Raw genomic sequence first — 12,340 nt, 5'->3', positions numbered from 1 at the left:
CATCCGTTTACAGCAGGCCACGGCAGGTCTACTGAGCGCGCTGTCACCGTACGTCAGGGAGCGTGCTCGACCTGCGCTGGCTGTCCCCGCTCCCCGTGGACGACCTGCTGCGCGCCGCCGACCTGACCGGCAAGGTGCTCATCGCCGACGAGACGCGTAGCTCCGGCGGCGTGTCCGAGGGGGTGCTGGCGGCGCTCGCCGACGGCGGGTTCACCGGGCGGGTGGCCCGGGTGACCTCCATGGACAGCTTCGTCCCCCTCGGCGACGCCGCCGCCCACGTCCTGCTCTCGGAGACCCACATCGAGGAGGCCGCCCGCAAGCTGCTGGCCTGACGCTGGTCAGGGCCGGCGGCCGGTGAGGGCGAGGGTACGGGCCTGCGGGCCGGCGTCGTCCGGCACGGGGACGGGCTCGCCGAACATGCCGCTTCCCGCGAGCGCCCCGGCCATCGGGGACAGGTAGTCGTACACCTCGGCCATGAGCTCGGGGTCGACGCGGTCGTCGACCCCGAGGCCGCGCGCGAGGTCCCAGGCGTGGACGGCGAGGTCTGCGGCCATCTCCATGCAGTAGCGCCGGGCGTCCACGGTCCCGTAGGACAGGTGGACCTCCCTGTCGAGCGCTCCAGGCTCGGCCAGCGCGTGCTGTGCCCCGACGCTGGCCTCCGTCCACCGGCCGACGGGGTCCTCACCGAGCTGGTCCCCGTCGAACCGGTCGCCCACGTCGGCCACGGTCCTGCCCGCGAGCAGCGGCGGCACCCACAGCTGCTCGACCACGAGATGGTTGACCAGGTCGCGGACGCTCCACTCGGAGCAGGGTGTCGGGGCGTTCCAGGCGTCATTATTGATCATCGCCACGCGCAGGCCGAACTCGTCCATCGCGATGGCGTGCAGTTCCAGCACACGATCCTCCATACGCCGGACCTACCCGAAATGCCGGAATCATCCCCTAAGCGGGATCACAGCCAGTCGCGGCGCTTGAAGACGAGGTAGAGCGTGCCGCACACCGCCGCCATCAGCGCGACGGCGAAGGGGTAGCCGTAGACCCAGCTCAGCTCGGGCATGTGGGTGAAGTTCATCCCGTAGATCGTGCCGACGAGGGTGGGGGCGAAGAGGATGGCCGCCCAGGAGGAGATCTTCTTGACCTCCTCGCTCTGGGCGTAGCTCGCCTGGGTGACGTTCTTCATCTCCTCGTTCTGCGCCTGGCTGACCAGCGTCGAGTTGACGATGAGGATGTCCTGGAGCATCTGGCGGAAGTTGTCCACCCGCTCCACCACCGTGATCGCGTGGTCGGCCACGTCGCGCAGGTACCGCTGGAGCTCCTGGTCGACGCCGTACTTCGGGGAGCCGGCGATCAGGCCGGTGAGCATGTCGAGGAGCGGCCGGGTGGCCCGCTGGAACTCGATCACCTCGCGCGACAGGGCGTAGATGCGCCTCGGCGCCGCGGGGTCGCCGCCGAAGACCTGGACCTCGATCTCGTCGATGTCCTTCTGCAGGCCGGCGACCACCGGAGCGTACCCGTCGACGACCGCGTCCAGGATCGCGTACAGGACGGCCTGCGGGCCCTGCCGCAGCAGGTGGGGGTCGTTCTCCATGCGGCGGCGGACCTTGCTGAGGTCCGGGGCCTCGCTGTGGCGGACGGTCAGCACGAAGTCGGGCCCGACGAAGACGTGGAGCTCGCCGAACTCCACCTTCTCCGGCGAGTCGAGATACTGGGCGGCGCGCAGGACCAGGAAGAGCGTGTCGCCGTACCGGTCGGCCTTCGGACGCTGGTGGGCGACGATGGCGTCCTCGACGGCCAGCTCGTGCAGGCCGAACTCCTCGGCGACCTTGAGGATCTCGGCGTCCGCCGGGCGGTAGAGGCCGATCCAGGCCATGCTCCCGGGCCGCAGGCGCAGCGCCGCCACGGCCTCGGCCAGCGACGGCGGGGTGTCGACGCGCTGACCGTCCACGTACACGGCGTTGTCGATGACGCTCTGCTGCGCCGGGGCGTCGGTCTCCTTGGAGCGGGGATCCATGGAATGCTCGGGCGCCACCTCGTGATCGGCACCCCGTGCGGGCACTCGCATCAGATCTCTCAACCCTCGCACACGACGCTCCGGCACGGCACACCTCCTGGGGGACTGTCAGGACGGCCGCGAACCCGCCTCCGGTGCGTGCCGCCCGTGTCAGACCCTAGCCTGATATAGGCGAATCGCTCCGCAGGTACTCCTCAAGCTGGCCGCGCGCCCGGTCCCGTACCTTGCGGCGCAGCATCGGCGTCCAGCCGAGCAGCACCCCGGTGGGCCGGCCGAGGGCCATCTTGGTCCAGTGGCGGAAGTCGAACTGGTCGTGGTGACGGACGATCAGCCCCTCGTCGAAGCGGAACTGGGCGTCGACCTCGTTGACCACGCGCCTGCCTGTCTGCGAGAAGACGTACTTCGCCGTCCAGTGGGCCGTGCCCGAATAGTTGTCGGCCTCGATGTCGCGGGCCGAGACCTCGGTGCCCCGATTACGGCCCAGGAGCATGCGCCACATGCCCATGACCCGCTCACGGCCTTCCAGTTCCAGGAAGACGGGGTCGCCGAAGCTGACGTCCGGGTGGTAACACCGGCCCATGGCATCGATGTCACCGGCCGCGAAGGCGTCGTAGAACTTGCGAATCACTTCTCGATGCTCGTCGCCCCGTGACGCCGGCGTACGCGAGTTTGGCATTCACCCAGCTTAGGGGGCTTTCTCGGAGACCTGGATCCCATTGCCGCCGGGAAACCGCGCGAAGCCACCCGTCGTCGAGTTCGAGCCTCTCCGAGGGAATGCGACCAGTGGGCGTAAAGGTAGGGAATCGGAGCCGATGACGACCCTTTCCGCGAGCCCGAGATCGCGGAGGAGCGCCATGCCAGGGCTTGCGGGCGTGCTCGTCCCGGAGGCCGAATGTTGTTCTGGTAGTACGGGGAAGACCCTGACCCGCTGACCATGCGACGCTATGTCCGCGCGCCTTCGGGCGCGCGGACCCGCGGCTTTCCAGTGGAGGTGGACCCTGCAGACTTTCAGCGGTTTCTGGGCGAGGCTGACCGCCGTGCAGCCCGGCCCGCCCATGTGGATCACGGCTCTGGCCGCGCTCGTGGCCCTGGGCGTGGTCGTCTACCCGACCTCCTGGCACCTCTCCAGAGGCCTGATCACGGTCGCGCACGAGGGAGGCCACGCGCTCGTGGCCCTGCTCACCCGGCGCAAGCTCCAGGGGATCCGCCTCCACTCCGACACCTCTGGCGTCACCCTGACCCGTGGACGGCCGACAGGGCCCGGCATGATCTTCACCGCGGGCGCCGGGTACGTCGCCCCCTCGCTGCTCGGGCTGGGCACCGCCTGGCTGACCGCCGCCGGATACATCACGATCCTCCTCTGGACGATCCTGCTGCTGCTCGCCTGCATGCTGCTGATGATCCGCAACGTCTTCGGTGTCGTGGCGCTGCTGACCATCGGCGGCGCGGTGTTCGCGCTGTCCTGGTTCGCCCCGGCCGACGTGCAGTCCGTCGGCGCGCAACTGGCCACGTGGTTCCTCCTCATCGGAGGCATCCGGCCGATCCTGGAGCTGCGGACCAAGCGGCGGCACGGCAGGGCGCCGGACTCGGACGCCGACCAGCTCGCGCGGCTGACCCCGTTCCCCGGCGGGTTCTTCGTCTTCCTGTTCCTGCTGGTCTCCGCCGCGGCCCTGATCGTCGGCGCTTACCTGCTCACTCCGGTCGACCTGCTGCACCGCCTGAACAGCCTGTAACCGTCACGGCGCTCGTGTCCGCGGGCTCGACTACGCCCGTCCGGCGGGTGCCCGTCGCCGGAGGGAGCGGGGATGCAGGCGGCGGGCGACGCGGGTGAGAAGGGGCGTGCCGCGGCGGAGGAGCCTGCGGGCCTCGTCGGAGCGGCGCCACGCCTCCTCCGCCGCCTCGGGCCCGACCTTCTCCCCGGCGAACTCCACGAAGTTCGATAACTCACCCAGTGGCACGATATGAGCCGATATTTCGGGCCCAACCCGCTCCGCAGCGCGCTCCGAGACCTCCGAGGCGGTCAGCGAGGACTCCCCCTCCAGACCGAGATCCTCACAGACCTGCCGCCACGCGCCCAGGACCCTCTCGTCCGGGTCACCGCGCCGCCGGCGCCGACGCCGGCGCATCGGCACGACCAGCACGGCGAGCACGTACAGCAGGATCACGACACCGATGACGCCCGACGCGGCGAGCACGGCCGCCGGTCCCCACGACCGCGCGGCGCCGTCGCCCTCGTCCGGGGCCGGGGTGGCGGAGGGCCGCGGCTCCTTCACCGAGGTGCCGCCGATCCGCTCGGCGAGCCGCCGGCGCTCCTTGACCGCCGTGCTCACGACGTCGTGCGTACCCTGCGAGCCACTCCGCTCCGGGGTGGGGGAGAACGCCATCCACCCGAGATCCCTGAACTCGATCTCCGGCCAGGCGAGAACATCTCCGGAGAGCACCTGGAAGGAGCCGTCCCGCGGTGCCCCCGGGCGGAAGCCGACCACGACCCTGCTCGGCAGCCCCAGCGTACGGGCGAGCAGCGCGAAGGAGGCGGCGAACTGCTCGGAGGTCCCCCGGTGGGTCGTACGCAGGAAACGCTCCAGCGCCGCCAGAGAGTGCCCGGGCGGGGACTTCACGTCGTACCTCTGTCCGGTGCGCAGGTAGTGCTCCAGCAGCGCCGCCTGCTGGTACGGCGAGCGCGCGTTCCTCGTCACCCGCTGGGCCAGCGACCGGAACACGCCGATCTTCGGCGGCAGCGCGGGAGGGGTTCCGGCGGGCACGGCGTCACGCCGCTGTTCGGCCGTGGGGCGCGGCACGTGCGAGGTGACCCGGTACGTCCTGCCCGCCGTGCCGCCTGTCGCGGTGGCCAGCAGCGTGCCGGACCCGTCGACCGCGACCCCGATGCCCGAGACGGCCACGGGGCGGTCGGCCGCCGGCAGCCGGCTCCCGGGGAGCCCATCCAGCGTGACCGTCTGCTCCACCGGCTCGTACCGCCCCTGGTACGGTCCGGACGGCACCCGTCCGCCCGTCGCCTGGAACCGTGCCGAGGACGACCACCGCACCCCGTCGTACCGGTCGAGCACGGCGAGGCGCCAGTACTCGGGCCGGGACGCCTTCACCGTGAACAACGGCGTGGCCGGCGTCTGGAGCCAGGCGGAGACCCTGTCGAGCGGGCTGACGCCGTCGGACCCCACCACGTCCGGCTGCCCGACCAGCGCGCGCGGGTCGTACGGCTCCCGCGCGATGGGCAGCGACGGCGCGAGGAGCACGCTCACCAGGCCCAGAGCCGCCGCGACCGGGACCCCGGCGAGCACCCGCGCCCGGCCACGGTCGCCGCCCATGATCGCGAGCGCCGCGACCAGCGCCACAAGCGCGCCGGCCACGGGCATCAACGAGCCCTGCCCGTCCACCCCGAACGGCAGCGCGACCGCGAACACCGCCAGGGCCGGGAGCGCGGGGAGCGCGCGCACGCGCGTGCGCGAACGCACGGGCGCTCCCCCTGCTGCTGTTCGTGGGCCTCGCGCGCGCACGACGATCTCGGCGCCCACGAGCGCGGCCGCCCACACCAGGAAGTGGACCACCACGAGCAGCCGTGGCTCCCCCGGCGCGGGGAGGACCGTGGTGAGCAGCGCCCGCCAGGAGTTCAGGAGCCCGGAGGCGATCTCGGACATCGTCTCAGCCGAGGGGAGGTATCCGCCCAGAGCGGTCGCGTGGAACAGCGTGGCCGACACCGTCAGCGGCCACATGACCACCTGCGCGAGGAGGGACAGCCACAGGGGGCGGTTCCTGGTCAGCGCGGACAGCAGCACGGGGACGACCGCCGACACCGCGACGACCGGCAGGAGGTCCGCGGGTTCGAACACCCGCCGGAACCCCCATCCCGCCGCCCCGCCCAACCCCACCACCAGCACAAGCGAGGCGGCCTTCCCGTCGTGCGTGGTCATCCCCGGATCCTCGGCCACGTGGTTCCCACCGGGCCCTGCGAGGTTCCGGTCAGGCCGGCCGTCCGTCCCGATCATCGCCGGACCGTTCCGGACCAGGTCGCGGAAAGGGTCTCCAGGTCGGGTACGTCCATGACCGTGACACCGGGCACGGACACCGGACCACCCCCGGACACCGGACCGCCTCCGGACACCGGGCCGCCGACGGGCGTGATCCGCAGGCAGACCGTACGGTCGTGGCGTCGGCTGACGGCGGCGGCCCTGATCAGGACATCCGATTCCCCCGTCACGACGACCAGCGCGCCCCCCGGGCGTACGCGCCGTATGGGATCGGCGGCCGGGTCGGCGCAGAGCCCTACGACGGCGAGCCTGTCGAGCACCACCTCGGCGTCATCCGTGCCGCCTTTCAGGTCCAGCAGGACCTTGCCCTCACCGGCCACCACGCGCACGGGGAAGCCCGCCCGCGCGGTGCTCGCCGCGACGGAGGCCGCCGCTTCCACGGCCAGCTCGAAATCGGACGACGCATACGAGGCGGCACGGGTGTCCAGGGCCACCGTCGTCAGGGGCAGGCCGGCGTCCACGAGCCCGCGGACCATGAGAGTGCCGGTGCGGGCGCTGGACCGCCAGTGGACATGCCTCAGGTCGTCACCCCCGGCGTACTCACGCAGGGTGTGGAACGTCGCGGTCCCGCTCGGTGCGCGGTCGCCGCCCGGTCCCTCCAGATCGTGGGCCCGGCCGGACGGCGGCAACGCGAGCGGCACCACGAGCGGCACGGTGCGCGGCCGTACCAGGACGGACGCGATCTCACCGTACTCGGCGACGTTCCGCGTCAGGCCGAGCGGGTCCTCCCGCACCACCGTGAGCGGCCCGACGCCGATCTCACCCCGCGCGCCCGTGGGCAGCGGGTACGTCACGACGCCGGTGCCGCGGGGGCGCAGCCGGGGGACGTCCACGACCTGGTCGGCCTCGCCGACGCGATCGCGGGCGCTCCACCCGGTGAGCCCCCATCGTCCCTGGTTATGAAGGTGCAGCACGGCGACGGCCGTCTCGCCGCGAGCCACCTTCGGCGGCGTGATCTCGCGGCGGACCTCCAGCCTGGCCTGCGGCAGCGTCCACAGCAGGGCCCCGATCAGGCCGACGACCCCACCGCAGGCGAGCACCACGGGCTCGGGATAGCCGAGCACGAATGCCACCGCATACAGGACGACCGAGCCGGCCAGCACCCCCTGACCCCACCGCGTCAGCACGGCACTCCCCACCCGCCCGAGGTCCGGCCGGCACAACCCTTTCCGGCCGAGACAGGTCCGTCGGCGATGTCTGGCACGGGGGTGTCCTCCCGGGGGGCGGGTGCGCGGGGCACGGCGTCAGGTGGCGGCGAGCGCCTGTGGACCGGGGGTCGCCACCAGGGTTTCCGCGACGATGGCCACGGCCGTACGGTCGCGCAGCTCGGCCTCGGGGGTGAGGATGAGCCGGTGGGCGAGCACGGGAGAGGCCAGCGCCTTGACGTCCTCGGGGATCACGAAGTGCCGCCCGGCCGCCGCCGCCTTGACCCTGGACCCGCGGAGCAGCGCCAGGCTGGCCCGGGGACTCGCGCCCAGCCGCACCTCAGGCGACCGCCTCGTGGCACTGACCACGGCGACGACGTAGTCGAAGATCGAGTCGGCGACGTGGATGCGGGCGGCGAAGTCGATCATCCCGGCGACGTCGGCGGCACGCGCGATCAGGGGTAGGCGGTCGACCTGCGGCCCGGTGGGCATCCCCTTGAGCACCTCGACCTCCGACGCGTGATCGGGGTACCCGACGGACAGGCGCATGAGGAATCGGTCGAGCTGCGCCTCCGGCAGAGGATAGGTGCCGTCCATGTCCACCGGGTTCTGGGTGGCCACGACCATGAAGGGCCGAGGCACCGGATGGGAGTCGGCGTCGACGGTGACGCGCCGTTCCTCCATGACCTCCAGCAGCGCGGCCTGGGTCTTGGGCGAGGCGCGGTTGATCTCGTCCGCGAGCACGATGTTGGCGAACACCGGGCCCTGGTGGAACTCGAACCGCTGGTTCGCCTGGTTGAAGATCGAGACACCGGTGATGTCGGAGGGCAGCAGGTCAGGGGTGAACTGGATCCTGCGCAGCTCGGCCTCGATGCTGGCCGCGAGGCTCCTGGCCAGCGTCGTCTTGCCCGTGCCCGGCACGTCCTCGATGAGCAGGTGGCCTTCGGAGAACAGTGTGATCAGGGCGAGCTCGATCGTCTCACGCTTCCCCCGGATCACCTGCTCGATGTTCCCCGCGAGGGCATGGAAGCGCTGCTGGAACTGCACCGCGAGCCCGGCCACATCCCCATAGCCCGCGCCCGCCCGGCCACCGGCCTGATCCTCCCCGGCCTCCCCCCGGCCACCCGAATCCCCACCCGCAACCCCCCGGCCACCGGCCGAATCCCCGCCCACAGCCCCCCGGCCACCGGCCAGATCCGCGCCCACGGCCATCCGGCCGCCGGTCTGATCCCCACCCGCAGCCCCCCGGCCACCGGCCAGATCCCCGCCCACGGCCATCCGGCCGCCGCCCGAGTCTCCACCCACGGCCATCCGGCCGCCGGCCGAATCCCCGCCGGCGCCTACGGAATCGACCGGCCCATATTGAGGAATGCCGTACTGCCCGGTGCCGTACACAGGACCGCCGGTCCCTGCACCGTCCTGCTCACGCCACCCCCCGTAGCCCGAACCGGCACCCTCCGCACCGTTCAACTCATGCCCAGCCCCATACCGCCCGCCCCCGTACACCGAACCCGCGACACCCGCGACATCCGCACCGTTCAGCCCCTGCCCAGCCCCGTACCGTCCGTCCCCGTAGCCCGAACCGGCACCCTCCGCACCATCCTGGTCCCGCCCATCCGCGAACCGCCCGCCCCCGTACACCGAACCCGGGGCATCCGCGCCGTTCAGCTCCTGCCCGGTCCCATACCGCCCGTCCGCATAAGAAATGGTGGCTTCCTGACCGTTCTGGTCCGCAGGCTTGTACTGCTGCCCGGTCACGTAGTGCCCGCCCCCGTAGGCGGAACCGGCAGCATCCGAACCGCTCTGTTCCTGGCCGGCCCTGTAGCGCCCGTCCCCGTGCACCGAGCCCGCGACATCCGCGCCGTTCAGCTCCTGGCCGGTCCCGTACCGCCCGCCTCCATACACAGCCGAACCGTTCTGTTCGGCAGGGTTGTACTGGCCCGTGCCGTACGCTCCGCCATAGCCGGGGCTGGTGGCCTCCGTGCCCGGTTGTTCGGGAGAGCTGCTGTACTGAGCGCTGTAGTCCGTGCCGCCGGCTTCCGGACTGTTCAGCTCCGCGGGCTTGTACTCGCCCGTGCCGTACGAGGCCCCGCCGTACCCCATGTCGGCCGCGTCCGCAGCGGCCGGTCGCTCCGCTGGTTGGTACTGCCCGGTCCCGTACTGTCCGCTGCCGCCGTACGCCGGACCACCGGCTTCTGAGCCGTTCTGGTCCACGGGCTTGTACTGACCCGTGCCGTACGGCAGCCCGCCGTACCCTCCGCCGGCAGGCTCCGTCATACCCGCACGCTCCTCGGGCTTGTACTGGCCGGTGCCGTACGGACCGCCCCCGTAGGCCGGCGCGCCGGCCTCCGCGGCCGGTTGCTCCTGGGAGCTGTACGAAGGGCCGGTGTACTCAGGAATATAAGGCCGGCCGCCGTGCTCCGTGCCCCCGTACTGCGAGCCGTCCTCTGTGCTCTGCTCCGTGCCGAGCTGCCGTGCGTCCCCGTATCGCTTGCCGGTGTACGGCTGGTCACCCGGCTGCGGGTCGTCGTACTGCTGACCGCCGCGCTGCTGACCGCCGTCGCCGTACCGCACGCTGCCGTGCTGTGCGGTACCGAGCTGCAGACCGCTGATCTGACCGGCCCCAAGCTGGGGCACGGCGCCGAGCTGAGCGGTGCCATGCTGCACGATGCCGAGCTGGGCGGCACCGAGCTGGTGATGGTTTTGGTGCGGACTGTTCTTCACGACATAGCCCCCTGATCAGTCGTCGCATTGGAACAAGGGCGCGGCGGGGAAGCCGCCACGCGGAGTCTTGTCGGCGGGTCGCTCCGATGGCCGACCCCGCCGTTCCACTCGATGCGGTCCCAGACGTCACTGGTCTCGCCCGACTCCGACTCGGTGACCGAGTCCCCCCTGAGCCGGCGGATGACGGTGACGGACCGGTACTGTCCCCTCGGAATCCTCCCGACCTTCTTGCCCGGGTCGACGCGCTGGACGCTTCCCTCGGGGCCGACGACGGCCCGGACACCGAGCACGGCGACCAAGCCCGTCGCGATCACCGCTGGGAGCCGATCGCCCCGCGGCATTGGGATCTTCACCCCGCGACTCTCCCTTTGCCCCTGTTCCGGTGGATCACCCTAGCGCGCCGTATCTCGCGTGGAGATGAATCCATTGAGCTCATCCCTCCCGACCACCCATCGCCCGACCAGACGCGCCTATCCGGGGACGGCCACGGAAAGGCTGGAGCCGAAGCGGTTCTTGACCACCTTGAGCTGGGCCGGGACCCGGGTGCGCAGCTCGCCGACGTGGCTGACGATGCCGACGGCACGACCGCCGTACCTGAGCTCGTCGAGGATGTCGAGAACGCTGTCGAGGCTCTCTTCGTCGAGGGTGCCGAACCCCTCGTCGATGAAGAGGGTGCCGAGCTCCACCCCACCGGCCTCGGCCGTCACCACGTCGGCGAGAGCGAGAGCGAGTGCCAGCGACGTCATGAAGGCCTCACCTCCGGACAGGGTGGCGGGATCGCGATCGGCCCCGGTCCAGCCGTCGAGAACGCGAAGGCCCAGACCGCCCCCGGACCGTTTGCGGTCGGCGGCGGACTTGCGCACGTCGTAGAGAAGCAGGTAGCGGCCACCGGACATGTGGTCGAGCCGCTGGTTGGCGGCGTCCACGACCTGCCGCAACCGCTCCCCGAGCACGTACGACGACAGGCGCATGTCGAGCGTGTTGTCGGGAGAGGTTCCGACGGCCAGCTCCGCGAGCCGCCTGGCGAGGCGATGGCGCTCTGCGGCCGGACGCCACTCGGCCAGCGTGCGTTCGAGGGTCTCCGCGAGCCCGAGGAGCTGGTCGTGCCGCGCCCCGGCCTGGTCACGGGCGGAGGCGTGCGTGCCGTGCTCCCGCTCGGCCGTTTCGAACGTCTCGGCGAGCGCGGCGAGGTCGGGAGCGGGCGCTGCCGCCGCCGCCGCCAGCTCCGGATCGGCCAGCAGCTTGGTGACGGCCGCGCGCTCGGCGTCCAGCACGCGCAGCCGCTCGGTCATGGACTCGCGGGCCGACAGCGATCTCGTGGCCGCCCTGGCATCCGTGACACTCGGGAAACCGGCGTCGGTCGCGGCGCTTTCGGCCTTGGTGAGCGCTGTGTCACGCTCCACGCCGGCCGAGCGGGCCAGCCGCCCGGCCTCCGCCGCGTCACGGAGCAGCTCCGCTTCGTCGGTCAGCCGTTCGAGGCGTGTGGCGAGTGTGGCGTCCTCACCCCTGGCGGCGTCGAGCCGTACGGCCAGCCGCTCGGCGTCGGCCGTGAGCCCCTTCTCCCGGGCGCGCTCGGCGGCGATCTCCAGGCCGATGCGCGTGGCATGCTCGGTCAGCTCGGTGAGCTCCGTCTCAATCCGCCGCACGGCCTCCGCGAGCGCGCTCTCACCCCCGGCGACCTCGCGTAGCTCCGCCAACGCCGCCTCAGCCTCAGCCAGCGCCCGCTCCGCGTCGTCCGTCCGCGGCTCCCCCTCGCCGTCACCCGATACAGCCCCCGCACCCCCCTGCCATGGTGCCCGCAGGGTGCCGCGACGTACGGCGGTTCGTGCCTCTTCGTACGTCGCCGCCGCCTCGCCGACGCGGGTGGCCGCCTGGACGGCGACGACCAGCAGCCGCGCCTGGCCGCTCAAACGGTCGCGCCGGGCCGCCACGCTCTCGTCGCCGTCGCGGGCCGCGTCGAGGACCACCGTGAGGCGAGCGAGCTCCTCACGAAGCCCTGACTGGTGGACACGGTGCTCCGCCATGAGCAGGTCGAGCTCCTGGGCCCTGGTGCGGGCGGTGTCGAGCTCGTGCTGGGCGCGCTCGGCCTCGGCCGCGAGGCCGGGCTCCTGCTCGGCCAGCGTGGCGAGACGGGCCAGCTCGGCCTCCGCGTCCTCGCGCGCGGCCAGGGCCGCCTCCAGCGAGAGCCCCTCGGCCCGGACGGTCGCCTCGTCGAGCTGGGAGGAGAGCACGGCGACCCTGCCCTCGGCCGCCTGGCGGGCCTCCTGCGCCGCGTCGGACAGCGCCTGTGCCACCTGCTCGTCGTCGACCGTGGGCGTCGCCTCGGCGGGGCCATGCTGCTGCCCAGCCAGCCGCCCATCCCCGGCTTCGGCATGACCGAGTCGGAGATGTGGTTCGTCATGCAGTTCCCGCCGACC

At 72.0% G+C, this 12,340-nt stretch carries 10 protein-coding genes; 2 read left to right on the top strand and 8 right to left on the bottom strand.

The features are described 5' to 3' along the window. Positions 1-62: 62 nt before the first annotated feature. Positions 63-332, top strand: a complete 270-nt coding sequence (locus AB0B89_RS30540) for a transketolase C-terminal domain-containing protein (protein WP_358559711.1) — start codon at positions 63-65, stop codon at positions 330-332. A 6-nt stretch (positions 333-338) separates the two neighbouring features. Here the strand turns inward: AB0B89_RS30540 and AB0B89_RS30535 are convergent, their stop codons facing one another. The 3 genes from AB0B89_RS30535 to AB0B89_RS30525 all read right to left on the bottom strand — a co-directional run bounded on the left by AB0B89_RS30535 (position 339) and on the right by AB0B89_RS30525 (position 2,639). Next, positions 339-908, bottom strand: a complete 570-nt coding sequence (locus tag AB0B89_RS30535; protein WP_358559709.1) for a TIGR03086 family metal-binding protein — start codon at positions 906-908, stop codon at positions 339-341. A gap of 44 nt (positions 909-952) precedes the next feature. Next, entirely contained in the window at positions 953-2,062 is a 1,110-nt protein-coding gene (locus AB0B89_RS30530) for a magnesium and cobalt transport protein CorA (RefSeq protein WP_358559707.1), read from the bottom strand. Between the two features lie 106 nt (positions 2,063-2,168). Then, on the bottom strand, positions 2,169-2,639 hold the full coding sequence (locus tag AB0B89_RS30525) for a nuclear transport factor 2 family protein (protein ID WP_358559705.1): 471 nt from the start codon (positions 2,637-2,639) through the stop codon (positions 2,169-2,171). Positions 2,640-3,066: 427 nt separating this feature from the next. On the opposite strand from AB0B89_RS30525, the gene AB0B89_RS30520 reads away from it, so the two are divergent. Continuing rightward, positions 3,067-3,744, top strand: a complete 678-nt coding sequence (locus AB0B89_RS30520; RefSeq protein WP_358559713.1) for a M50 family metallopeptidase — start codon at positions 3,067-3,069, stop codon at positions 3,742-3,744. 30 nt (positions 3,745-3,774) lie between these two features. On the opposite strand, the gene AB0B89_RS30515 is transcribed toward AB0B89_RS30520, so the two are convergent. From AB0B89_RS30515 to AB0B89_RS30495, 5 genes are all read right to left on the bottom strand, one after another. After that, on the bottom strand, positions 3,775-5,937 hold the full coding sequence (locus tag AB0B89_RS30515; RefSeq protein ID WP_358559703.1) for a DUF3488 and transglutaminase-like domain-containing protein: 2,163 nt from the start codon (positions 5,935-5,937) through the stop codon (positions 3,775-3,777). Between the two features lie 71 nt (positions 5,938-6,008). Continuing rightward, a complete protein-coding gene (locus AB0B89_RS30510; protein ID WP_358559702.1) occupies positions 6,009-7,181 on the bottom strand; it encodes a DUF58 domain-containing protein in 1,173 nt (390 codons plus the stop codon). Positions 7,182-7,298: 117 nt separating this feature from the next. Further along, positions 7,299-9,923, bottom strand: a complete 2,625-nt coding sequence (locus tag AB0B89_RS30505; RefSeq protein ID WP_358559700.1) for a MoxR family ATPase — start codon at positions 9,921-9,923, stop codon at positions 7,299-7,301. Continuing rightward, entirely contained in the window at positions 9,920-10,237 is a 318-nt protein-coding gene (locus AB0B89_RS30500) for a hypothetical protein (RefSeq protein WP_358559698.1), read from the bottom strand. The genes AB0B89_RS30505 and AB0B89_RS30500 overlap by 4 nt, the downstream gene beginning before the upstream one ends. 156 nt (positions 10,238-10,393) lie before the next feature. After that, a partial coding sequence (locus AB0B89_RS30495; RefSeq protein WP_358559696.1) for an SbcC/MukB-like Walker B domain-containing protein occupies positions 10,394-12,340 on the bottom strand: 1,947 nt, incomplete at its 5' end.

Source organism: Sphaerisporangium sp. NPDC049002 (assembly GCF_040649355.1).
Classification (GTDB): Bacteria; Actinomycetota; Actinomycetes; order Streptosporangiales; family Streptosporangiaceae; genus Sphaerisporangium.
This window is presented reverse-complemented; position numbering and strand designations above follow the sequence as displayed.